The organism is Salipaludibacillus neizhouensis (assembly GCF_002886185.1).
Lineage (GTDB): Bacteria > Bacillota > Bacilli > Bacillales > Salisediminibacteriaceae > Salipaludibacillus > Salipaludibacillus neizhouensis.
The window spans coordinates 3,065,017-3,088,919 of the sequence record NZ_KZ614146.1 but is presented as its reverse complement, the minus strand read 5'-3'; the positions used below and the strand labels follow the sequence as shown (position 1 = coordinate 3,088,919).

The window sequence follows — 23,903 nt, the reverse complement described above, 5'->3', positions numbered from 1 at the left end:
TGTAAACGTTATCACGTTTTGACTTATTCTAATGATTAGTGATGATATGGGATATAGTAACTCGATAGTTTGGGTGTTGATTTAGATTTGATCTGTCTTTAGTCATTTTTCTTAACTAATAGGAAAAAAATACAGGTTTTATTCGAAAAAGACAGGAACTATATGTGGGGGATGTAGTTATATCTTTCAATTTTAATTTTAATAGTGAAAACAACAGCTATACGAAATATCACTTCAAAGTTCAATGAGTAAAGAAGTCTTTTTAACATTACATTGAATTAGGAAATGTTATGGGTTAATAAGTGAGGGGGCAAGATATAATGAGTATGAAAGAAGAAAGAAAAATAAAAAGAGAACAACGGAAAATGGCGGAAATGGAAAGAAACAAAAAGTTCAGACGTGCAACATGGTGGCAATTAGCTCTCTACCCAATGTATTCGATGGGGCATAACGCATTTTCGTTTATGATGGCAATAGTTTCATACTACGCAGCTGGTCCCGTAGGTCTTGGTACTGTTATTGCTTCATTTATTATTACTGGTACTCGGATTTTTGATGGTATTACAGATCCAATTGTTGGTTTGATTGTTGATAAAACAAAAGGGAAATTTGGAAAGGTTAGGCCAACTGCGTTGATTGGTTACTTAACCATGGCCACGTCAACTTCCGTTATGTTTTTTACAACCCATCTAGTACCTGAGGGCTTTAGAATGATTTACTTTATTTTATTATATATAGTATTTATCATTGGTTATACTATAAATGGTGTGGCCGGTAATATTGGTAATAATGTTCTTACAAATGATCCTCGGCAACGTCCGATTTTTGGTGGACTCGGTATGATATATACGATGCTTTTTTATACAGCCGGTACCATATATCTTTCGGTCTTTTTAACAAGAAAATACACGTATAGTGATGTAGAGCTATTTCACGAGATGCTAATCTTCACTCTAATAGTAGGTGCGATTGCTATGGTAGCACAAATTATAGGGATTTGGTCGAAGGACCGTCTTGAGAATTTTGGTATTGGGAAGAATACAGTAAAGATTAAGAGCAAAGACTTGTGGCCTATACTGAAACGGAACAGACCATTACAAGCGTTTTCCGTTGCTATGGTTACGGATAAATTGGGTATGCAAATTGCTGGTAATTCCATTGTAGCTGTAATGCTATTTGGTATAATTATAGGTGACTATTCAACGTTGGGTCTTACACAAGGAGTTTCAATGATTCCTAATATTATAGTTCTTATCTTAGGGATTAGTTTTGCAATGAGAATTGGGTCAAAGAGGGCGTATGTGTTTGCAACATGGGCAGCTTTAATTACTTACGTCTTAATGTTCTTCCTATTATGGTTAGGTGACCCAACACAAATTCGTATAGATAATATGAACTTTATGACAGTCAGTTTTTTCATTTTATTCATAGCTAAAAATTGTTTTCGCTATGTATCTTCTGGTCTTGTAAGTCCGATGTTAACAGATGTTATCGATTACAATACGTATCAAACGAATACTTATGGTGCAGGTGTAATATCTGCTCTCTATGGTCTTATAGACAAAGTGGTTTCATCATTACAACAAACTTTTGTAGGGTTGTTGCTTGCATTTATTGGTTTTAAAAGTGCGTTTCCAGATATAGATACTCCATATTCAGACAAGATTTTTTGGATGACGATGCTTCTCAGTATTGGAGTAATGGTAGTAGCGTATATTGCATCGTTAATTGCAATGAAATTTTATGACTTAGATAAAGATCGTATGGAAGAAATTCAAGAGGAACTTGAAAGACGGAGACAAGCTGATATAATTGACGACGAGCCAACTGCACTTACAAAATAATAGTTGAATTTCATATTATAATTTTTATCGTTGTTCAAAAATGTCAATCTATAATGGCATTTTTGAACAACCTATTTTTAAAATTCATTTATGAAAATTGTCGATTATAAAAAGTGAGTCTAACCAATAACAGGGTATAAAAAGAGTGATATCCACTTTATTCGGCTTTTTTATACAAATAAACACAAATACATCACCTAAGGTTGAGACAATATGTTTGGGAATGAAGTAAAAAAAGCGTCGCAACCTATAAATCAGTTGTTTGGGAAAAATTATCTTGTTAAAAAAATGACGATAAAATAAAAATATTGTTAATATTCAAGAAGTTAGCAGTATTTTTACTATGTTATCATTATTTTTATTGTGAAAGCGCATGCATGATTTTATAATAGAGTACATCCCAAGAATATATTAGTCTATCAATGTGGAGTATATGCCACGATTGCCAGACGGGGACGAAATCGGAACTGAAATGTATTCATCAGAATATCAAAGCCGTTCACAGATAAAGTGGTTTCGTCAATCGACTAATATAAAGGGAAGAGTCAAGACTATAGGAAATGAATCAGGAGGACTAAAGATGGATAATTGGTGGAGCGGATATCCTTGGCGGATGATCCAGACAAATTTTAGAGAAATTGATACGGAAGATATTGATGCTGTTAGATATGCGAAGGACTTAAAAGAATTTGGCGCAACTGTGGTATTACTTAATGCGGCAGGCATTATCGCCAGCTACGATTCGAAGCTGCCATTTCAGCCTAATAGCGAATATCTGCATGGCGATAGCATGGACAAGATTATAGATGAATGTCATGAGCAGGGAATTCGGGTAATCGCAAGAACTGATTTTTCCAAGATTCTTTATTCAGTCTATGAACAGAATCCAGATTGGGCTTATCGAACGAAAGATGGAGAAATTGTCAACTATAACGGTTTTGTGCATACTTGTCCGAACGGCGACTATCAGCAGAAATATATGTTCGATATTCTCCAGGAAGTGCTCACAACGCATTCCTTTGACGGCTTGTTTTGCAATATGAGTGGATTTCTTGTAGTGGATTACAATTATACCTATCATGGACCTTGCCATTGTGAGAACTGCCAGCACAAATTTAAAGAGCAATACGGATTGGAACTTCCAGAAAAGGATGATCCCCGTAATCCTGTGTACAAAAAATACATGATTTTCAAAAAAGATTGCGAGAAGGACCATACGGAGCGTCTAAGACGTTTGGTGAAAGATATAAATCCAGATATTGCTATAAATGGATTGGATTATATACGAGGTGAGTCAAATACTGATAAAGGAAGGGCTAAATGGCAGTACAGTTCTTCGTCAAATTCCAGGGTAATTAGTGGACCGGAGCGTGCCCGACCTACTGACAATGCCAGTGTTGATTTCATGGGCTTCCGATACCGTCATGTTTCAGTATCGCCCGCTTTAATGGAACTTCGGCAGTGGCAGAACTTGGCGAATGCTGGCAGTCTAAGTATGTATATCATGGGCAGACTTGATAATCATAAAGACACTTCAGGCTTTGAAGGCACCAAAAAAGTGTTTCAATTCCACAAAAAACACGAAAAACTTTATAATAATCTTGTTTCGATGGCGAAGGGTGTTGTCGTAAGGAATGCATCATTGTTTCAGGCTGATGCTGAAGTATTTGGATGGATTCGGGCACTTACAGAAAGCCATATTCCTTTCGACGAGATACGCCTTACGGAACTGAATGACTTAGGCCAGCTTGATGGCAAAGAGTTTGTGGTTCTTGGGGATATGAAATTCATATCAGACCAACAGGCCAAGTTGCTTGATGATTTTGCAGCAAATGGAGGAACTATCATTGCAACAGGAGAAACAGGACTCTATGATAATCAATTTGAAGCTCGTAACGGTATGGCGCTGAACTGTCTTGGGATTGAACATGTCAAAGAAATTCAGAATGACCTGATGTCTTCGATATTTGAAATCCCGGAGGCGGAGAAAGACCTGTTCCCACGATGCATTAAAACACCATTGATTGCACCGGGCACCAATCTCGTAATGGTTGAACCCAAAGAAAACGTAAAAAAATATTTACAGTTAATTCCAGAACACCCATTCGGTCCGCCCGAGATTTGCTACTATAATGAGGTTACCCAAGATCCGGGAATTCTCGTGTCGAATTATCATAAGGGACGTGGTGTCTACATTCCTTGGAAAGTCGGAACCTTCTATCGTGAGGAAGGCCACCAAAATACGCTGAACATCATGCAGGATATTCTTTTCTCACTATGTGGAATAGAGGAGATTGCTCCGGACCTAACGCCAATGGTAGAAATTAATATGGTTAAAAATAATGAAAAACAAATCATACAGTTTGTTAACAACTCTGGATGTTTCGGAAATAGTAACTTTAGTCCGGTTCCGATACACAACATCTCTCTGCGTCTGAAAGACGTGAAAGAAAGTGCACATATTGAAACTTTACGGGGCGGTAAAGTTGACTATCGATTTGAAAATGGATATTTAAATGTTAATTTGGATGTGCTGAAAGACTATGAAGCTCTAGTTCTTTCATAATTCATATAAAACATAGGTGCAATAATCATGAATAACGTAAAAATGAAGGGAGCCTTGTACACATCTTATGACATTGACTGGAGGAAGGTAATATGCTTGGAAAAAATGAGATATTGGATGCCTTTCGACAACTTACTGGTAGCTGTTATGAAATATGGAACTGGAAATATGATTTCCGATTCAATGTTATTGAGAGTGATTGCCCGAATGAATCTTTGTTCAATAGTCTTTTCTTTGCAAATGGGCGGCGTGCAGCAATTGAAGAATACATGAGCAAAAGCACACTGCCGATTGTTTTTACCAGTTCGACAATGCTCTCATGGATTGTTGCCTTTGAACCTTCCTCTGTTGGTATTAATGCCATTTACGTGAAAGGACCGTTTTTTAGCGGGTATAATGACCCTAAGAGTTACAGCGATATTATCGATGCGATCGAACTGACAGCGGATACAGAGGAAATTATGCTTGCCTCTCTAAAGAAATTACCGATGCTTACATCATCCAGCATTATGCAATTTGCGCTAATGCTCCATTACTGCTTAACGGGTAAGACTATTACTGTTGATCACGTTTCATCTTTAAGTTCTATAAGTAAAAAGAAGAAAAGTACTTTCAAAGTAATGATTGATCAGTTTGAGGGGGAGAGTGGCTACTGGAATATTGAACATGAGCTTTTAGACAGAGTGCGCAATGGGGACTTGGATGTTATAAAAGTAGTAAACCGGGCCACCCCCCTTATGAGTGGGATTTTTGACGGTGATAAAAAAAGTGTTGGTTTTTATAAACAGAAGATCCATATCTTACTTACATTAGTGTCACGTGCAGCTGCGGAAGGCGGTATGTCAAGAAAGTTAGCTTTCTCATTATGCGCCGACTATAGGCGGCTTCTGAATAAATGTTCATCGATGAGTGAGGTTAATGCCTTAAGTGATGAAATTTTGTTGGATTATGTACATCGTGTTCGGGAGTCAAAAAGGGTTGCTTCTTGTTCGAGCCAGATTCGAGAATGTTGTGAATATATCAACCTTAATTTAGAAGAAAAGCTTGCATTGGGTTTTCTGGCGAAGAAAGTTGGTTACAGTGAACACCATTTATCTAGGAAATTCAATCAAGAAATGGGATGCTCCATTACCGATTATATACAAAATGAACGACTGGAAAAAGCAAAGTATCTGTTGACAACAACTAATACCAATATTGAAGAAATAAGCTTGGACTTGGGTTTCGGGTCACGAAGCTACTTCACTAGCATTTTTAGGATAAGTACTGGTGAAACACCAAGTGAATACAGAAAAAAGAAGACTGTTATCGTGTAATTTACAATGAAACAAAAATAGAATGATACTTACTAGGGAGGTATTTCAGATGAAAATAGGATTAATTGGTTTAGGAATAATGGGTAAACCTATGGCAAAGAATATACTAAGCGGGGGTTACAATGATTTAGTGGTTAATGATTTCAATAGAGCTTCAGTGGAGGAACTAGTAGAATTAGGCGCCCAAGCAGGAACAAATACAGAAATTGGTTCTACTTGTGATCTTGTAATGACAATGTTGCCAAACTCACCTCATGTGAAGTCGGTTATGCTTGGAGAAGACGGTGTTGTAAATCACATGAAAGCTGGACAGGTGTTTATTGATATGAGTTCAATTAATCCTGTGGCAAGCAAAGAGATTGCAGCTGAACTGGCTAAAAAAGGCGTAGAGATGCTGGATGCTCCTGTTTCAGGGGGAGAGCCAAAAGCAATCGATGGTTCCCTTAGTTTTATGGTGGGTGGAAAGCAGGAAGTATTTGATAACTATAAAGCGTTGTTAGAGACAATGGGCGCATCTGTCGTTCGCTGCGGAGAAATTGGTGCAGGGAATACAACGAAGTTAGCAAATCAGATCATTGTGGCATGTAATATCCAAGCTTTATCTGAAGCATTGACAATGGCTCAGAAAGCAGATGTCGATCCACAGTTGGTTTTTGAGGCTATCAAAGGAGGATTGGCAGGTTCGACTGTGATGAATGCCAAGGCACCAATGATGATTTCCGGTAATGATGAACCAGGTTTTAAAATTGACCTGCACATCAAAGACTTAAACAATGCTTTGGATTGCGCTCATACTGTAGGTGCACTTGTACCTATGACTGCAGGGGTCCAAGAGATTTTACAAAACTTGCATCACAACGGCCATGGTGATAAAGATCATTCTGCCATTGCTAAGTATTATGAGAATCTGACTGGTATCCAAATTGGTCGATAGTTTCTAGAATATTTTCATGGAAAATAGAACTGAATTGTCTTGCTTCTTATTTTAACTGAATAGTAGTTAGATAAAGTAAAGGAAGAGCTATAATGAGAAGGGAACGCATTAATAGTTCCCTTCTCATTATAAATATAAATAATTTATAACAGTAAAAGTGACAAAAGTGTTGGTCAGGTTGTTAAGAAACTTGGATCTCTATCTTTTAGTTAGCCGTAATACTATGCTGTTTATTCTTGTCGTGCATATGGTACATACTTTACAATAAAATTATTGATATTAAAATGCAGTTTGAAAATTTGCCTGCCAAGCTAATTTTAGATATCAAGTAGAATAAAAGAAATTAGAAAATACGAATAACTTGTATAACAATGTTGGCTAAGGTCCCAGATTATATGGCGGTGGAGGGTTGCATCGTTTACATTCGATCGATGTGAATGGTTTAGATGAACGGTTAAAAACTACTCGAATTGATGTGGCCTGTGATGTGACGAATCCATTAACAGGTGAAAACGGAGCTTCAGCAATTTTTGGTCCACAAAAAGGAGCAACTCCAGAAATAGTAAAGGTTTTAGATGAAAACTTAATGCACTATTCCAAAGTGATTAAAGCGCAATTAGGAAAAGATATTACGAATATAGTTGGTGCGGGAGCTGCTGGGGGTCTCGGGGCAGGATTACTTGCTTTTTTAAGCGCAAATTTACAAAAAGGGATAGAGCTTGTAATCGAGTACACGCGACTGGAAGACTTAATAAAAGATGCTGATTTTGTTTTCACTGGAGAAGGAAGTATAGATGGGCAAACTTTATTTGGAAAGACACCATATGGAGTTGCAAACATTGCTAGGAAGCATTCGGTCCCTGTTGTTGCATTTGCAGGACGGGTTGGAAGCGGAGTAGAAGATTTATATGATAATGGTTTTACCGCAATTATTGGTATACTAAAAGAAGTATCTTCACTAGATGAGGCATTAAAGAATGGAGAAGATAATCTGGCCTTTGCCGCGCAAAATGTATGTCGATTAATAGCGTTGCAAAAAAATTAAAGCCTCTCCTCGTGGCTAGTTGCTAGTTGAACTGCATGTATTTGTGTCTCTTCTATTCTTTCTCAGCAGTAAAACGACGTGTACCCACTTCTGATAAAGCTTCTGGGTTTATCACAGGATGTCTCTCTGGATATTATCCGTGAACACTTTGGTAAAACAATTCCTCCAACTGACAACAAATTCGCAGCTTTAAACTCTGCAGTATGGTCAGGCGGATCTTTCATTTATGTGCCTAAAGGAGTTAAAACGGAGCAGCCTTTACAAGCTTACTTCCGTATTATTCTGAAAACATGGGACAATTTGAGCGTACGCTCATTATTGCCGATGAAGATAGTTCTATTCACTATGTAGAGGGTTGTACGGCTCCAGTTTGTACTACAAACTCCTTGCACAGTGCGGTTGTAGAGATCATTGTTAAGAAAGACGCTTACTGCCGTTATACAACGATTCAAAACTGGGCACCAAACGTGCAGTTGCACATGAAAATGCAACGATGGAATGGGTTGACGGTAACATTGGATCGAAGCTTACAATGAAATACCCAGCTGTTGTAATGAAAGGCCGCGGAGCTCGTGGTAATGTTCTTTCCATTGCAATTGCAGGAAAAGGTCAACATCAGGATGCAGGAGCTAAAATGCATCACTTGGCACCTTACTGTTCATCTACAATTGTGTCTAAATCAATTTCTAAACAAGGTGGAAAAGTTACTTACAGAGGAATCTGTCACTTTGGCCGTAAATCTGAGGGCTCTAAAGCGAATATCGAGTGTGATACGCTCATTATGGATAACAAACCTACATCAGATACCATTCCATACAATGAGACTTTGAATAACAATATCACATTAGAGCACGAAGCAACTAAAATGATCGTAATGGGCTTTATTGAGCCATTCACGAATGAAATGAACCGTTTAATCAAGTTCGAAATGGAAGGCTCAATCGGTTAAACTCTTTAAACATTGATGTATCAACATTTTGAGAGGTTTTCTAAATTATAAATCCTGAGCCGTGCCGATTTAGTGCCGACTCAGGATTTTCTTTTGGTGTAAGAGGCGAACTTGTTGAGTTCATCTTCTTCTATTTTTTGTGTTATATCTAGATAAGTATCAGCTGTAGTCTTGATTGATTTATGACCAAGCCTTTTTGATACATACTTAATACTTGCTCCAGCTTCGATCAATAATACAGCGTGCGTGTGCCGGAAACCATGCAAGCCTTTATAACTCACTTTGGCTTGTCCACAATAATCTTTAATAGAATCCCGCAAAGTTGAGGGGGTTAGATATCTTCCAAAAGCATTTTGGAAAATTATCCGGTCATTATTCTGTTGGAAAGACTCATGTTGTAAGATCATTTCATTCTGTACTACTTTAAACTTATTTAATACCCGGAGAACATCCTTATCCAATTTAATATGACGATAACTCGATGAATTTTTTAGAGAGGTGATTTTAACTTTATTGTTATTCAATAGCCCAAAGGATAAGTTCATCAATGTCTAAATCCTCTTCCTCGGTGTATATGCATGGCGGTAATAGTTTATCTACTATTTCCATCATCACTTCATCAGGTAAATAATTATGGAAAAAGTACTTCGCTATGCGATTTTCAACTTCTTCAGGAATCATTTCATTACTCCCAACCCATGACGTTCTCTCATTGAAACTTCTCCATCTACTAGGATCTTATGGGAATCATGAACAATACGATCAAGAATCGCATCAGCTACTTGTGCCTGTCCTAGCTTTGAGTGCCAACCTTCTGGAGAAAATTGTGAACAGAAAATAGTCGAGGCTCTTTTTAATCTCGCCTCAATGATTTCCAACACATGAAGTACATGCTCCTCTGAAAGCTCGGTTAATAACCATTCATCAAGTATCAATAATTTGATCTTCTTATACTTTTGAATGATCTTACGGAAACTGCCATCAGCTTCATACTTCGCTACAGTCAATTCATCAAGTAATTCTGGTAAACTGATATACTTTACTTTATAAAGTTGCCGACATGCATGGACCCCAAATGCATTGGATATCCATGTTTTTCCGTTCCCGGATGCTCCCATTAAAATAATATTATGGTGATTTTGAATGTAGTTTCCTGTTGCTAACTCTAGAATTAGTTTCTTATCTAGATTCCGATCGGGATGATATTCTACATCTTCTATAGCTGCAGTTGGCTCATTAAATGTTGCTTGTTTAATTAGTCGATCGAGTTTATTAGACTTACGACGATCATACTCATAATCTACCAAAAGGTTGAAACGATCATCAAAATCCATGCTGTGATATTCCTTATTCTGCCCTTGTTGTTAATATACTTCTGCCATTGCACCCATTTTCATTTCAGTTAACTTACGTAACGTTTCTTGGTTCATCATTATTTATTCCCCCAAAAGTATTTAGCTCCACGTACAAATCCGTAGTTATAGCTGTTGATTTGATCTCTATTTGTATCTGTCTTTTGATTTTGTTTTCGCTTCTTACTTCTTTCCAGCACACCCTTTAATACAGAAACCGTAGGGTTTGTTGATATTTCTAGTAATATTTGTACTGCTTTTTCGAGTTCATCTTTTGGGTACTTTGTTGATAGATTTCTTAATGTACTAAGAATATTTAATGCTTTTTTTCAACATTCATTTCTAAGATATAAGAAACAAATTGCTCCATTGAAGTTCCAATCGTCTCTGTCCATTTGCGATTGTTTTCAGGATTGTGCTCTAGATATAATCGATGATTATCAGGCATATGGTCGATGTTTGTAGAATATTGACCTATCTCACCATTTAGTCTTTTATGGGATGCAATTCGAGCTTCTTTGAAGTAAACTTCAATTAGATCCGTGGTTAGTCGCACATCGATTTACTCACGGACATAATTATATGGAACGGAATAATACATGCGTTCAACTTGGATGTGGTAGTTGAGTTGAACTTTTGCTGATTTCCATTCCGTAAGTTTGTAACGTGTTTGAGGAAGCTGTTGAAGGTAGGATTTCTCTTCTTCCTCAAATACTTTTTTACGAGAATCAGGTCGTTTTTGAAAATCAATCGTATTGATTTCTTCTAGCTTTTCAAAGATTCGTTGATTCAAATCTTCGATATGAAAACAATGATAGTTTCTTAATGTAGCGATGATCTGTCGAGAGAGATATCCAACTGTTCCTTCGACACTTGCTTTATCTTTTGGTTTCCGGACACGGCTTGGAACAATTACCGTACGATAATAATCTGCTAGTTCACGATAGGCTTCATTGAGAATAGGCTCACTCCTGAGGGCTTTTATAACTCCCGTTTTCAAATTATCTGGAACCAACGTTTCAGGAACACCTCCAAAGTATTCTAATGCATGAATATGAGCGATAAGCCAATTCGCCGATTTCATATCCATGAAAGCTTCCACGTAGCTGAATTGGCTATAGGGTAAGGTCGCAATAAAAATGTACGCTGGTATAGCTTCTCCTGTTGAGCGATCAATAATTTCCAACGTAGAACCTGCCCAATCTACTTCCATACTTTCACCAGGTTTTCTTAGAATAGGCATTGTCAATTTGTACTTCTTCGCGTATTCTCCATAATTTTCGGTAAATGTTCGATAAGCGTAAGGAATCTTTCCACCCTCACGTGCTTCCGTTGCACACTCATAATGCAATAAAGTCAAAGTTACATTCTTCTTTTGTAACTCCTTATGCACTTTTTCCCAATCAACCGGGAAGTAACCTTTCTCAATAGCCTGTTTTTCTGGAAAGAGAAACGATTCTAGCCATGGATTGGTCATGGTATCGTTCAGCTTTCCACACCAAGTTTCTTCGCTCGATGAACGACTTCAGAGACTGTATTTCTCGAATGACCAGTACTAGAACTAATTGTCCTTTGAGTGATTTTTTCAAAATACAACTCTAGAATTTTACGACAATTAATCACAAAAAAACCTCCTGTATAATAATGTCATGCTTGATTGCATGCAACTTTTATTATACAAGAGGTCGTTCTAATTTATATTGTTGGCCTCCCGTCCGCAAACGGTGGCTCTATCTTCCGCAATCACTGGCTCAAAACTCCGCACAAGTGGCTCTATTCATCCGCAATATTCACACGATGAGGGGATCAGTCTCAGGGGCATTGCCGCCAGTATAGGTCACTGTGCGCTAGGATGATCATGAGAGGAAGCGAATTGGAGCGCTTTGTTCAGTAATGTGAAATCATCATTTTTTAAGAGTTTCGCTAGTAAACGTAACCCCATTTTCCGTTCCTTTTCTGTGCAATCTTTTAAGTATTGAGACCAAGCATAAGGGAATTGATCATATAAGCTTGAATATTTAATAGCTTTCGGACGTTTTGATAATAATTCAAGATAAGGCTGCCATATCATCGATTTTCGCTTCACACCATATAGTCGAGAATGCGTGACAATGGGTTCATTGTCTTACCTTTAATACCACGACAGTATTAAAGGTAAGACGTGTTTTTACTCTTTGTTTCGCAAACCTCGGAGAGGTAGAATATTCCTTATTATCCAAACTCACAATGCCATACTTATCAGCCTTCATTTCATGGTAATAAGCACATTCAAAATCTTTCTCAGGAAGGTGAAGCCACTTACTTTGGTCTTCTTTATATAACTCTGGTTGAAGTACTTGCTTCTTAATAATGCACGCGGTACCGGTCTTCCTCTTCCTTATTCCAAAGCGTTTTATTAAAGTGATCTAAGTTAGCCACCGTACATTCAGGCAAAAGAAAATTGTTCCGCACGTATTTAACCATCGCTTCTACGTGCCCTTTTTCATTTTCCTTCCCTGGATTACAAAACTCATATCGGAAACCGTAGTGTAAGACAAACCTTACGAAGGTATCGGTCAGTTTCCGTGCTCCTTTTCCCATGATTTTTGAGACCGCAGGTGACAAGTTATCGAATCGAATAGTTGTTGGAACACCACCGATATGACGAAATATACGTTGTAATCTTTCTAGTAAACATTCTGTATTTTCCGAAGGAAATACTTGAAAATAAAAGGTGTTACTAAAAGGGAAGGACACAACCAAATATGGCAAATCAATGATTTTTGATTGGTACTTAAATGATGCTGTTCCAAAGTCCACTTGAGCTGTTCCTGGGAAAGACTCTAGTGGTAGAACTGCACCTTCTTGATAATCTTTTAACTCCTTTTTCCGTTTCGAAACATAGCCAGGGACAGTCGGGGTAAGGTTAGTGAACTAAGTACATTCTTTGTCTGTATCGGCGATTGATTCCTTTAAAGTTTCCTTATCGTTTTTTTCTGCATAAAAATAAGCCCCTATAATTTTAATAGGCGACTACAAGTAATTGTTCCTCACGGTCTAAACGGTCTGCAACGGTTTCCTCTTTTTAGCCCAGAAGACCGTGGAGGTATATCCATTAAGATATTTGTATGAGTTATCAAGCGAACACTTGATATATAGGCATTTTTGGCGGGACTGTGTAGGAATCGAACCTACCGGAGACGGCACGCGCCTCCCAAGCGGTTTTGAAGTTCTTGGTGGTAAGTATTTTGTAGTACCATTAAGTTCTGTAACGTGCTATTTAATAAGGTTTATGTGATATAGAATATTACGCAGTATCAACAATTTTTTTGAAATGGGCACCAAACTTGGCACCAGTTTTGTTGGAAAAATGATTAGTAGTTCTGATTGATTTTTTCGTACTTAGTGATTTTGGAACTTCCTATTTCCCCATCTGTTCAATCGTTTTCTTTCCATTTTTACATAAGCAAACTCCATAAGATTCTTCTAAATTTAGCTCCAGTTCTAATGCTTTTCGCAATGATTTCTGTTGCGAGATTAAACATATTTTAAAAATGAAGTTATTCCCCAATCTTAAACCACCTCCTATTAGAGAATGTTTTTTTAATTGTTTATACAAAAAAAAGAACTATAATACCATAATGATTGGAATTTAAAAGTTATAATTATTAAGTGTTGAAAAGAATTTATGCATGTTGCCTAAGAAAAAGTAATGAATCGCCAAAACGGTATTCAAAAAGTCGTCAAACTGTTAGTCGCTCATTGAACAAATCGATATGATTAACAGTAAAGCGGTTTTAATGATTTGTGGAGGCTCGGGTCTAAAGTTAATTTTAGAGGAGGAATTAATTATGGTTTGGTGGCAAGAGAAACCGATGCGTCTAATTCAGACAAATTTAAGAGAGATTGATGCAACGCTTGATGTCGATACGTACATGCAGAGTCTCGAGAAATTTTCCGCAAACGCACTGCTGTTTAACGTCGGAGGAATTGCGGCTAATTACCCATCAGAACTTAAATATCATTATGTAAATCCATTCTTGAAGGACGATTTTACTGGTAAGGTGATAGAACGCGCACACGAGAAAGGGATGAAGTTTATAGCCCGCTTCGACTTCAGCCGGTTAAACGAGGTGCATGCTCTATCCAATCCGGATTGGTTGTATCGCAGCGCCGAAGGGAATATCGTCAATTACAATGGTCAAGTTCATACCTGCATCAATGGGTATTACCAACAAGAATATTCATTAAAAATATTGAAGGAAGTGGTTGAGAAATACCCTGTAGATGGCGTATTTTTTAATATGATTGGTTATGTAACTATGGACTACAGCTACAATTTTCACGGGATTTGCCAATGCGATAACTGCTTGAGACGATTTACGGAGTTTGCCGGCCACGATCGGTTGCCATTAAAGGCAGATCCGAATGACCCAGTATTCCGTGACTATGCACAGTTCTGCATCGAAACAGTAAAAGAACTTTTTGATCGACGAGTGACTCTGGTTAAGAACATCAACCCCAATATCGCTATAAGTAATTATACCCACACTAACGCCGATATCTACCGTAAAGAGTCCGGTTCGTGTATGTACTTCCCCTTACCGGAATGTAACTACTCAGCTACTGAAAATGTACGAACGGTAACAGGATCCTGGGAGGGGATGGCTGTGAGCAATGCAGCAGTTCATTTCGTTGATTTTGCCATGCGTCATTCGGCAGTTTCCCCTCATTTGACTGCATTGCGACTAGTACAAAATCTTGTGAACGGTGGCTGGCTCGATTATTACGTGATCGGTACCCTCGTCAATCAGGACGATAGACTTTGCTTTGATTTGGTGAAAGATATTTACCGTTTTCATAAAGAACATGAGCACTATTATACGAACTTTCAATCGTTGGCTGAGGTTTGCCTGGTTGCACCAGACACCAAAAGGCCTGACAGTAAAAAGGAATTTAATGGAATCGTGAGGATGCTAAGCGAGAACCACATACAATACAATTTATTAAATGAAAGTGTGTTAGAATCACCAGAGGCTTTCGAGAAACTTCAGCGTTACAAGCTGATAATTCTAGCTGACCTTAAAAATATGAGCGATGTGGCGGTGGCTACCGTTGATCGATATGTTGAACAGGGAGGAAAACTGCTCGTTACTGGTATGACATCTACCTCCGATAAGAAAGGCCGTCCTCTGGGACAGGTACGCTTAAAGAGCCTGGGGGTGAAGGATTTCACCCATAAACCAAAGACTCAGGGTGCCTATTATCGTATTAGAGAAGGGGATAAATCCAAGATGAACGGCTTTGAATCGCTCGATCTTGTGTACCTTAATGGAGATGCTTTGGAGTGTAAGTTGGAGGATGACGCAAAAGGTTTTCTTGGTTTAATTCCTTCCTGTATGTTTGGGCCGCCGGAAAAGTGTTATATCACCGAGGAGACTGATACTCCGGGATTGATTTTCAATCGTTACGGAAAAGGGGAGACCGCCTATATTCCTTGGGGTCTTGGAGCTCACTATGAAAAAATGAGCAATCACGGTCATGCCCGCGTGTTTCTGGCCAAGCTCCGAGATGTGCTTGGTCACCGTGAACAGTTGGAGGTAACGGCTTCTCCACTAGTTGAAATATCGCTCCACGAAGCACGAGGTAGTTCACGTCGCTTGGTAAGCGCTGTAAACGTATCTGGTCAGCTCGGAACGGCATTTCATGAACCGCTGCCAATTCGGAATATACATTTCAGTTTGAAGGCAGAACGTGAACCGTCTCGCGTCCATGCCCTGCGACGTTCCGGGGACATCCCATTCGTTTACAACGACGGTCAAGTATCATTCAGTCTAGGAGAACTTGATTTATTTGAGACAATCGTTCTTGAGGATTAAAACACTTGTATTCCTTAAACAAAGATTATTAAAAAGTGGAAATAATCATGAAAATTGCATTTATCGCACTTTGAATATGGGATTGTCAATGGCCACGAATCTGGTAAATGATGGGTTCAAGGTGTATGTTGAATCGAAGTAAAGGCAAGGAACAAAGCTTCGCGGCTGCTTGTGGCAAGATCGGGTTTACGCTAAAGGTACTCGTAGGTGAAGCGGATATCGTGATGACCTGTCTGCCGATGCCTTCGGACATGGAAGAGATTTATCTCGGTACGGAAGGCATTGTCAACCAAGGGCGGAGCGGATTGACCTTGATCGATTTCAGCACTATATCAACGGAGGACCTGAACTTGAAAATCAAATTAGCTGCGGAACGTTCGAGAAGCTTGGCCAAAATATTTATTATGTAGGTGAAACCGGCAGCGGAACGGTTGTCAAGCTGTTGAAATCAGCTCATGGTCGGTATCCATACGCAGGCCGGATGCGAACAAACCGTCTCGCGTCCATGCTCTGCGGCGTTCCGGGGACCTCCATCTGTATACAACGACGGACAAGTATCGTTCAGACTGGAAAAACTCGAATTATTTGAGACGATTGTGCTGGTGGATAATATAATTTTGATGCCGATCGTCGAAGTTCTGCACAAAAATTGGGGAGGATATAAAATGAGGGAAATTAACGAAGTACTTACCACCGTAAACTACAGCGATGAACATTTTGAGAAATTGGTCGAGGCCTTCGCACCGGCAAAAGTCATTCGTTTACGAGCAAACAATAACGAAGGGATACAGAAAGCGCTAAAAACCGCCGATGTCGCTGTGATCGGAGGAGATCTCGATGAACGGTTTCTACAGGCACCGTTGCTCCGCTGGGTCCACTGCGATCACGCCGGATTAAACAAATTCGCCGGGCCGAAGATATTTGAAAGGGAGCTGCTTGTAACGAGCTCTGCGGGACGTTCGGCACCGGTGCTTGCGGAGCATGCGATATTTTTCATGTTGAACTTGGCGTATGAATACCCGCGGTTCCTTGATGCTCAGCGGGCTCACCAATTTGGAGTGCCGGGCTCGGACGAGCTTCGCGGATTGTACGGACGCACGGTAGGCGTCGTTGGTCTCGGACATACCGGCAGCGAGATGGCTGTACGGCTGAAAGCGATGGGCATGAACGTGCTCGGCTACCGTCGTAGTGCAGGATCCCCGCCGCTGGGAGTTGATCGGCTCTACTGTGCGGAGAATGGCGACACGCTGGATGGACTGCTCACCGAGAGTGATTTCGTCGTGTTGGCTGTGCCGCTGAACAATGCGACGCACCACTTGATCGGCCGGCGGGAACTGTCGCTTATGAAAAGCTCTGCCTACATTATCAATATGGCCCGCGGAGCTGTCATTGATGAAGAAGCATTGACGGAAGCGCTGTATGAAGGGCTAATCGGCGGCGCTGGTCTCGACACGTTCACAAAGGAACCTCTGCCTGTGGATAGTCCGTTATGGGATGCGCCTAATACCTTGATTACACCGCATACGACGCCGCAGGTACCCGACCGCACCGGCCGCACTATTGACATTATCAGGGAGAATATCAGGCGTTATCGTGCTGGCGAGCCGCTTCTTAATCAACTGCGGGAAAGTGATATATATACGCCGGATCAGGAAGAGGACAAAGGCGGAGAAACAAGTAAAGGGTTCCAAATTCCTGATTTGGATGGAGTAGAGATAGAGGAATTACAGATTATAGATGATGTTTATTCCATCCACTGTACGTTTAAAGAGCTTTATGACAATAAAGAAGCGGAAGCAGTGCTTAATAAATATTTAGGGGAAAGTTTTAGAGATAGTTCTTCGTATAGCTTGATCCAAGGATTTACGATCGATAATTTGGTGGATATGGCCCCTCAATCTATGCCTGAAAAGCTGGTATTTGTATTAAATAAAGAACTATCAAAAATTAAAAAGTGAATTCATCCAGGGGAGTTGAAGACCAACGCCTGCAATTCTGCTGTTTGACACAAGGTGTGGACGATAAGCCTATTCACTTAGTCGTAAAGCGTCATTCAAAATGTCGTAATAGTGGTAGTTGGTGCTGCTGACAAATCAATATCATAAGGTTGTAATCGAAACAATACTTGTGGAAAAGAATGAAAGCATTATTTAAGCGGAAAGCCAGGGGAGATTTATTGCCCCGGCTTTTTTACTCTACAGGCTATTGTCAATCACGGCTGGTGTTCTTTTTAAATGTATCCCACAGAATAAAACTAGACACGGTATTTTGGCGTTTTTCTATATGCAAACTCTTACTTGGTTTTGGGGTTTGATTGTAGCAGAAAAAGGGCTGATAAAATATCCAGTTAGATTTCTCAAAAAATCGAACAAATCTAATTTCTCATTTGAGTACTTTATTTTTCCCGCTCTGTGTTCCATTTTTAATATCTTTTATCCAAAGAGTGAAAATAAGTTTTTCAAGCTCCTCTATTATATTATGCATTCTGGAATTATTACAGATTTTGAAGTGATGATGGAATGATTCACTAACCTTATTTAATATAAAAAAGAAATGGTCTTGGAGTTTCCTTACTATAGGTATATCTTATTATTCATCAAGATTATTTTATCGATGGTTTTTTAAAACTTGAGAACCCTTCTTCAGACAAATAATTTAAACTAAAGGGTGCCTTGTGTTTAAGAAGAACAACTAACAACACAAAGTAATTTGGTGCACAGTACAAGAATACTGGTCAAATAATATCCTTTTAAGAGACGATTGCATTCTAAAGTGATCGTCTTTTCGTATTTGACCTATACTCCCTCAGTTAGATTCTATTTTAGATAAACTTTGAGAAAGAATGTACTGTATCTAACGACATTTCTAGAATAAATATAGAAAATAAAGTTTTATTTTTTAAATTTTCCAGTACTACAAGTTCATGAACAGCATAATGTAGGATGCTGTTCATATGAGAAAGATTTTTTAACCTGGAACCAAATGAATATTTTTCTTTTGTCATCAAGTTCACCAAATGCAGCGATCCATCTTCTTATTTCAGGTCTATGAATCGACTTGATCTTTTTATGTCCAAAAGTGGGGCAAAATGTGATTCCTTATAACTACTTCAATTTGTATGTATGTTGATTCCTTACATTAGCTTTTTTATGTTCAAGCCAATCATTCAAAACTTCATCAAAAAGCATATTTGGATCATTTATTATTTGTCCATAATATTTTCTTGCTTCAACTTCTGCTTCCTTTTTTGTTTTGAATGTGCCAAGGCTTACTAATTTTCCATCCTTGTGAGCACGGGCCTACCATTTTCCACTGCCTAACTTTCTGAAGTTTGCATTTTTTCTTTTCCCCCTTTCAATCCTTCAAAACGATCTCGATAAGGATTTTTTATTTTTGCTTTTTCTTCTGTTGTCAGAAGCCTATCCTGAAAAAATATATGAATATCGGAAGTTAATAAAGAATCGAGTTCAAATTTATTTAATTAGTACTTCTTCATCTTTTTCATCAATTATTCGTAATACACCATTTTCAAAGTATTATCATTCAATGCCAGAATTAATGCCTGATATGCTACAAATACATGTTAAAGGTGCTCAACAAGAAATTGCATTTAATCCAAAGGATTATAAAGAGATATTTTACAAGTTCCAGTTGCTGAAACTCTAAATTCGATACGGTATTATTGAATATATTGAGTGCTTCTTATAGAGAAAATAAATCGATGCAACAAAAGTGATGTAATTTTATTTTAATTTGAACTTATGAAACCGCTTTATTTTGGTCGAGTGAAGAAGAATGTTAAAAGGAAAATACGTATGGAGGTAGGAGTAGCTGGCTTTAGTTTAGTGGGCTAGAAGAAAATGCTAGGAATTATTTAGACACGAGACCTAGGCAATTAGATGGTTTAGTAGATTAGAAGTAATCTTCCTTGTTATTGATTAGCTTTTATAATCCTAAAACCCCAATAGCAATTAACCAAATAGTACAGTAGACTTGAATTAGTAGATTCCACTATTACAATGATGAAAATGGTAGTCAAGTCCATATTTATGTGTAAAAGTAAAATACAATGTTTCAACTAATAAATATATATTAAATTCTACCGAGTGTAAAATTGATCTTTTAAGAATTTGAACTTATAGGGGGTTGCCCTAACCATCTCAATCATTGAAAGCGTAAAAGTCTGGTCAATGCGCTCATATTTCTGTTCTTGGAACATTGAGTAGAAGGGTTCCAGCAGACGTTATGAGCGAACGTTCGTATGAGCCATTTCGATAACTTTTACGTTTCGAAGAACGTTCATAAGCATCAACCTGTAAATGTTCTTCCTGTTCTTTCTTTATAAGTTCATTACGCCATTGTAGTTGAAGCTTTAACAGTAGCTTCCAATGTACTTTCCTGGATTTTTTCTTTAAGATCTTCTAAATTAAAAGTAAAATTGACTTGGGTTACTCTCATTACCTCCGTGTCTGTTTTTTGGTCGAAAACATTGTAACACAGGTTCTGATAGTGGCCCTTTCTTTTTACACAATTATACGGACTTAATCAAAATGGTTATATTATCTTGATGAAAGAAGGTGATTCCGTTGAAGAGGATACGGGAAATGCGATTAAAACATAAACTGATCTCCAGTTACCTGATCGCCTTGATTGTCCCGATTATGATCATAACTCTGACCATTTACAATCTGACGGCCAAGAGCTTAGAGGATTCGGCTAGACTGTTTGCTTCGATGTATACTTCACAGGCAAGAACAACCATGGATGAATTCATAATGGAATATGATCAAATGACTAAGTCCGTCCTGGCAGAATCGCATATTTTACAAATTCTTGAAGGTAAAACCCTCGTAACGATGGAGCAAAGAATTCAGGATAAAGAACTTATCCAAAATTTTCTCATCAGAATGGTGAATTTGAAACCGGAAATTGACACAGTGATGCTAATCGGATCCAATCAAGATGTTTATCGGTATACTAGGACAAGCGTATCCATAGATGAGAAAATATTGCTGTCGCAACCATGGTTGAAAGAACTGAAGAATTCGAAAAAAAACTTGTTTATCACGCCTGCACATGAAGGGTCTTATTATAACAACGGAAACAAAGGAGCCGTGGTTACGGTCGGTCGTAAATTATCGAATTACAGCGGTTCTTATGTCGGCATGATTTTAATGGAATTGGAACCGCAGAAATTGATCAAATTGAATGAAGATTTTCTTATGGCTCGCAATCAGTATGATATTCGACTGGTGATGTCCAATGATAATGGAGAAATAATCTATCATTCAGATGTAACGACAGACCGTCGTGATTGGAGTGAAATTATCGGGGAGGAGTATGTGGTTGAAGAAAACCAAGAGGCCAAGGATGACCTGATTGTTCTGTCCGATTCATCGAATATAGGGGAGATATCGTTAAGTACAGAAATTCCCAAGGACAAGTTGTTAGCGAACATCAACAGGATCCGATATGTGACGTTGTTCGCGACAATGGGGTGTGTACTGTTTGTCGTAATCGTTTCCGTGATTTTCAGCCACCGCATCACAAAACCGATATTGTATTTGCGCAGAAGCATGAAACTGGCGGAGATCGGACAATATGTCCCACTTACAGATTCTTCTCTAAGAAAGGATGAAATTGGAGAGCTGGTCGAGAGTTATAACCAGATGATTCTGAGGATCAAAGAACTAATTGAAGACGTTTTTATTGCGGAAATCAAACAGAAGCAAGCCAAATTTTTGGCACTGCAGACACAAATCAATCCCCACATGCTTTATAATACGCTGGAACAAATTCGTATGAAAGCATTTGTGGAAAATCAAGATGAAATTGCCGATATGATTAAAATTCTGGCCCGATTGTTCAAACTTTCGTTGGGTAAAGAAACCGGGAACTATACGATAAGAAATGAGATTGATTATGTATCGAATTATATTAAACTGCAAAATATGCGATATGAAGACCGGTTTTTACTGAAATTGCAGTTGAATGAGGAAATTATGAACACTCCTGTCTTTCCAATCGTTCTTCAACCGATTGTGGAAAACAGCATTACACACGGTTTTAGATATCATAATACCATTTTGACTATTCGTATTGAAGGAAAAATTGTCGAACAAAACGATGTACTGATTCGAATAGCTGATAACGGAGTTTCCATGCCTTTAAAACAGGTTGAAGAACTGAATAAAAAGCTCCAATTCACAAAAAATGAAAAAACTGGATTAAGGGGAATGCAGGAACAAGAGGAAGAAAACAGGGATTCAGACAAGAGCATTGGATTGGTAAATATAGCGCAAAGAATCAAATTGCATTATGGAGAGAGGTACGGAATGAAATTGATCCCACAAACGGAAAACGGCGTGACAGTAGAAATATTAATCCCTAAATATTCTAAAAACAAACTGGAGGAATGATTATATTATGTATTCAGTTGTGATTGTGGATGATGTAAAAGGAATTGTGGAAGGTTTAAAGGCTTTGTTCAAACGAGAGTTTCCTTTTTGTAGTGTAGTCGGTTGTGCCTTTGACGGCACGGAGGGATATGAAACCTGCATGGAAATCATTCCGGATATTGTCATTACTGACATTCGGATGCTTCAATGTGACGGATTGGAAATGATTGATCGGCTGCTTGCGGAGGGGTGTACATCCAAATTCATTATCTTGAGCGGTTATTCGGAATTTGAGTATGCGAAAAAAGGAATACAGCTTGGAGTCAAGTTTTATATCAACAAACCCGTAGAGGAAGAAGAACTTCACCATTGCATCAGTAGTGTTATTGAAGAAATTGAGTCGGAAAGAACAAGACAACTTGAAATGGATGGATACAAAATCCGTATCAAAAATAATATAAAAAATTTGAAGGAATTTATAATCAGAGATATTTTGGATACAGGTAACGAAAACACCCGTGAATTCAAGGGTCTGTTGGAAAGCATTGATTTTCCCTTCCATGCCGATCATTATACTTGCGTATTACTGGAAGCGGAAGGAGAGGCGCTTGATAAAGAAGAATATGAAATATTGCAGGGGACGTTGCAAGATACATTTTCCAAATACGGAGATATCTATACATTCAGGTATACAACGGCTCATGTCGGGATGCTTGCAGCAGCGAGGGGAAATAACGTGGTTTCTTCCTCTTTTAATGAATTGATCACAAGTGCGAGAAATAAAGCGGCAAATCAATTGAAACGAATATTGACCATAGGCGTCGGACGTACTTTCCAATGTTGGGAAGAAATAAGTGAATCTTTTCAATCGGCAAACCAATCATTGAACTATAAATGGATTAAAGGGACGGGCAGACTTATAGATTTCAGTGATATTGAAAGTCAACCTGTCGACGATACCGTGATTGACGAGCAGGATATGAAAAATCTGGAGGAGTATATACAAAATGCAGAACGTGAAGCGTGTAACCATTTGATTAATCATATTTTCGAGAAAATTTATCGCTGTCGTGTAAGTAGGTCCAAGATTCAGCTCCAGTGTTTCAATCTGGTATTACTCGGCATTCGCAGTGTATCATACAATCGTTTTCAACATTCCGAATGGATACGCGCGGAGATCGTACCTTTGGAAGGGGTCTCAAGTTTTCACACGATGGAGGAGCTGAAAACATGGGTCAAAACTTCTTTGCATAAGGTGAATGATCTCCATTCAGCCAGCATGGTCTCACAAGAACGGGATGTCATTTTCGAGATTAAAAAGTATGTGGCGGACAACTATCATCAAAATATTAGTCTTGCTGATTTATCAGCCCGTTTTTATTTGAATCCACATTATTTGAGTCAATTGTTCCATGAAAAAACCGGGCAAACGTATTTGAATTACTTGATGCGTATTCGCGTCAATCACGCAAAAGAGCTTCTGGATCAAACGGATATGAAAATATATGAAATTTGCGAGGCGGTTGGATATATAGATACTACGTATTTCAGCCGATTATTTGAGAAGTTTGTCGGCTGTAAACCAAGCGCATTCAGGAAAAAAAGACGAGATTCCAGCACATCTTAAAAATGACACAGTAA

General features: G+C 38.5%; 20 protein-coding genes and 4 pseudogenes. 13 read left to right on the top strand and 11 right to left on the bottom strand.

Annotation, left to right across the window (positions count from 1 at the left end; translation table 11 throughout):
- Window positions 1–320 precede the first annotated feature (320 nt).
- The 6 genes and pseudogenes from CEF18_RS14595 to sufB form a co-directional block, all read left to right on the top strand.
- Window positions 321–1,844 carry an MFS transporter gene (locus tag CEF18_RS14595; RefSeq protein ID WP_110937137.1) on the top strand — a complete coding sequence of 508 codons (1,524 nt, stop codon included), beginning with the start codon at window positions 321–323 and terminating at the stop codon, window positions 1,842–1,844.
- Between the two features lie 580 nt (window positions 1,845–2,424).
- Complete coding sequence (locus tag CEF18_RS14590; RefSeq protein ID WP_190238690.1) at window positions 2,425–4,410, top strand: alpha-amylase family protein; 1,986 nt, start codon at window positions 2,425–2,427, stop codon at window positions 4,408–4,410.
- A 92-nt stretch (window positions 4,411–4,502) separates the two neighbouring features.
- A complete protein-coding gene (locus tag CEF18_RS14585; protein WP_110937135.1) occupies window positions 4,503–5,726 on the top strand; it encodes a helix-turn-helix domain-containing protein in 1,224 nt (407 codons plus the stop codon).
- A 22-nt stretch (window positions 5,727–5,748) separates the two neighbouring features.
- A complete protein-coding gene (garR, locus tag CEF18_RS14580; RefSeq protein WP_110937134.1) occupies window positions 5,749–6,660 on the top strand; it encodes a 2-hydroxy-3-oxopropionate reductase in 912 nt (303 codons plus the stop codon).
- Between the two features lie 406 nt (window positions 6,661–7,066).
- Window positions 7,067–7,705, top strand: a pseudogene (locus tag CEF18_RS14575) (glycerate kinase family protein); the annotation flags it as partial.
- Between the two features lie 129 nt (window positions 7,706–7,834).
- Window positions 7,835–8,654 (top strand): annotated as a pseudogene (sufB, locus tag CEF18_RS14570) (Fe-S cluster assembly protein SufB); the annotation flags it as partial.
- Window positions 8,655–8,734: 80 nt separating this feature from the next.
- Here sufB and CEF18_RS14565 read toward each other — a convergent pair.
- The 9 genes and pseudogenes from CEF18_RS14565 to CEF18_RS25970 form a co-directional block, all read right to left on the bottom strand.
- Entirely contained in the window at window positions 8,735–9,199 is a 465-nt protein-coding gene (locus tag CEF18_RS14565; RefSeq protein ID WP_110937132.1) for a tyrosine-type recombinase/integrase, read from the bottom strand.
- A complete protein-coding gene (locus CEF18_RS25980) occupies window positions 9,171–9,335 on the bottom strand; it encodes a hypothetical protein (protein ID WP_183041249.1) in 165 nt (54 codons plus the stop codon). Before CEF18_RS25980 ends, CEF18_RS14565 begins: the two co-directional genes overlap by 29 nt.
- Window positions 9,332–10,087 (bottom strand): annotated as a pseudogene (gene istB, locus CEF18_RS14560) (IS21-like element helper ATPase IstB). The gene CEF18_RS25980 and the pseudogene istB overlap by 4 nt, the downstream one beginning before the upstream one ends.
- A gap of 235 nt (window positions 10,088–10,322) precedes the next feature.
- Window positions 10,323–10,562, bottom strand: coding sequence for a hypothetical protein (locus tag CEF18_RS26520; protein WP_110937131.1), 240 nt, complete (start codon window positions 10,560–10,562; stop codon window positions 10,323–10,325).
- A 6-nt stretch (window positions 10,563–10,568) separates the two neighbouring features.
- Complete coding sequence (gene istA / locus CEF18_RS26515) at window positions 10,569–11,483, bottom strand: IS21 family transposase (RefSeq protein WP_223292316.1); 915 nt, start codon at window positions 11,481–11,483, stop codon at window positions 10,569–10,571.
- An 8-nt stretch (window positions 11,484–11,491) separates the two neighbouring features.
- Window positions 11,492–11,629 (bottom strand): hypothetical protein, encoded by a 138-nt coding sequence (locus CEF18_RS26510; RefSeq protein WP_223292315.1) that lies wholly within the window; start codon window positions 11,627–11,629, stop codon window positions 11,492–11,494.
- Between the two features lie 494 nt (window positions 11,630–12,123).
- Complete coding sequence (locus CEF18_RS27215) at window positions 12,124–12,255, bottom strand: hypothetical protein (protein ID WP_407690401.1); 132 nt, start codon at window positions 12,253–12,255, stop codon at window positions 12,124–12,126.
- Between the two features lie 94 nt (window positions 12,256–12,349).
- A complete protein-coding gene (locus CEF18_RS26505; RefSeq protein WP_223292314.1) occupies window positions 12,350–12,805 on the bottom strand; it encodes a hypothetical protein in 456 nt (151 codons plus the stop codon).
- A gap of 601 nt (window positions 12,806–13,406) precedes the next feature.
- The gene (locus CEF18_RS25970; RefSeq protein ID WP_183041248.1) at window positions 13,407–13,556 is read right to left on the bottom strand and encodes a hypothetical protein; all 150 of its coding nucleotides are present in this window, start codon (window positions 13,554–13,556) and stop codon (window positions 13,407–13,409) included.
- 280 nt (window positions 13,557–13,836) lie between these two features.
- Between CEF18_RS25970 and CEF18_RS14540 the strand changes: the two genes are divergently transcribed.
- From CEF18_RS14540 to CEF18_RS27040, 4 genes are all read left to right on the top strand, one after another.
- Window positions 13,837–15,864, top strand: a complete 2,028-nt coding sequence (locus CEF18_RS14540) for an alpha-amylase family protein (RefSeq protein ID WP_183041247.1) — start codon at window positions 13,837–13,839, stop codon at window positions 15,862–15,864.
- Between the two features lie 125 nt (window positions 15,865–15,989).
- A complete protein-coding gene (locus CEF18_RS14535) occupies window positions 15,990–16,274 on the top strand; it encodes an NAD(P)-binding domain-containing protein (protein WP_190238689.1) in 285 nt (94 codons plus the stop codon).
- A gap of 255 nt (window positions 16,275–16,529) precedes the next feature.
- Window positions 16,530–17,822, top strand: a complete 1,293-nt coding sequence (locus tag CEF18_RS14530; protein WP_110937128.1) for a D-2-hydroxyacid dehydrogenase — start codon at window positions 16,530–16,532, stop codon at window positions 17,820–17,822.
- 325 nt (window positions 17,823–18,147) lie between these two features.
- Window positions 18,148–18,387, top strand: a complete 240-nt coding sequence (locus tag CEF18_RS27040) for a CBO0543 family protein (RefSeq protein ID WP_310793599.1) — start codon at window positions 18,148–18,150, stop codon at window positions 18,385–18,387.
- A gap of 543 nt (window positions 18,388–18,930) precedes the next feature.
- Here the strand turns inward: CEF18_RS27040 and CEF18_RS27210 are convergent.
- Complete coding sequence (locus tag CEF18_RS27210; protein ID WP_407690419.1) at window positions 18,931–18,978, bottom strand: hypothetical protein; 48 nt, start codon at window positions 18,976–18,978, stop codon at window positions 18,931–18,933.
- A 279-nt stretch (window positions 18,979–19,257) separates the two neighbouring features.
- Between CEF18_RS27210 and CEF18_RS14515 the strand changes: the two genes are divergently transcribed.
- Window positions 19,258–19,530, top strand: coding sequence for a hypothetical protein (locus CEF18_RS14515; protein WP_110937127.1), 273 nt, complete (start codon window positions 19,258–19,260; stop codon window positions 19,528–19,530).
- 487 nt (window positions 19,531–20,017) lie between these two features.
- Here the strand turns inward: CEF18_RS14515 and CEF18_RS27330 are convergent.
- Window positions 20,018–20,322 (bottom strand): annotated as a pseudogene (locus CEF18_RS27330) (transposase); the annotation flags it as partial.
- A gap of 146 nt (window positions 20,323–20,468) precedes the next feature.
- On the opposite strand from CEF18_RS27330, the gene CEF18_RS14505 reads away from it, so the two are divergent.
- Window positions 20,469–22,283 (top strand): cache domain-containing sensor histidine kinase, encoded by a 1,815-nt coding sequence (locus CEF18_RS14505; RefSeq protein WP_110937126.1) that lies wholly within the window; start codon window positions 20,469–20,471, stop codon window positions 22,281–22,283.
- 7 nt (window positions 22,284–22,290) lie between these two features.
- Window positions 22,291–23,889, top strand: coding sequence for a helix-turn-helix domain-containing protein (locus CEF18_RS14500; protein ID WP_110937125.1), 1,599 nt, complete (start codon window positions 22,291–22,293; stop codon window positions 23,887–23,889).
- The last annotated feature ends 14 nt before the right edge of the window (window positions 23,890–23,903 follow it).

Bases quoted from the DNA above. Each gene is read 5' to 3' on its own strand.
- CEF18_RS14500 (WP_110937125.1), top strand. From the start codon at position 22,291: ATGTATTCAGTTGTGATTGTGGATGATGTAAAAGGAATTGTGGAAGGT.
- CEF18_RS14565 (WP_110937132.1), bottom strand. From the start codon at position 9,199: ATGAACTTATCCTTTGGGCTATTGAATAACAATAAAGTTAAAATCACC.
- CEF18_RS14585 (WP_110937135.1), top strand. From the start codon at position 4,503: ATGCTTGGAAAAAATGAGATATTGGATGCCTTTCGACAACTTACTGGT.
- CEF18_RS14505 (WP_110937126.1), top strand. From the start codon at position 20,469: ATGCGATTAAAACATAAACTGATCTCCAGTTACCTGATCGCCTTGATT.
- CEF18_RS14535 (WP_190238689.1), top strand. From the start codon at position 15,990: ATGTTGAATCGAAGTAAAGGCAAGGAACAAAGCTTCGCGGCTGCTTGT.
- CEF18_RS27040 (WP_310793599.1), top strand. From the start codon at position 18,148: ATGCAAACTCTTACTTGGTTTTGGGGTTTGATTGTAGCAGAAAAAGGG.
- garR (WP_110937134.1), top strand. From the start codon at position 5,749: ATGATACTTACTAGGGAGGTATTTCAGATGAAAATAGGATTAATTGGT.
- istA (WP_223292316.1), bottom strand. From the start codon at position 11,483: ATGACCAATCCATGGCTAGAATCGTTTCTCTTTCCAGAAAAACAGGCT.
- CEF18_RS27215 (WP_407690401.1), bottom strand. From the start codon at position 12,255: ATGAAGGCTGATAAGTATGGCATTGTGAGTTTGGATAATAAGGAATAT.
- CEF18_RS14590 (WP_190238690.1), top strand. From the start codon at position 2,425: ATGGATAATTGGTGGAGCGGATATCCTTGGCGGATGATCCAGACAAAT.
- CEF18_RS14530 (WP_110937128.1), top strand. From the start codon at position 16,530: ATGAGGGAAATTAACGAAGTACTTACCACCGTAAACTACAGCGATGAA.
- CEF18_RS14540 (WP_183041247.1), top strand. From the start codon at position 13,837: ATGGTTTGGTGGCAAGAGAAACCGATGCGTCTAATTCAGACAAATTTA.
- CEF18_RS25980 (WP_183041249.1), bottom strand. From the start codon at position 9,335: ATGATTCCTGAAGAAGTTGAAAATCGCATAGCGAAGTACTTTTTCCAT.
- CEF18_RS14595 (WP_110937137.1), top strand. From the start codon at position 321: ATGAGTATGAAAGAAGAAAGAAAAATAAAAAGAGAACAACGGAAAATG.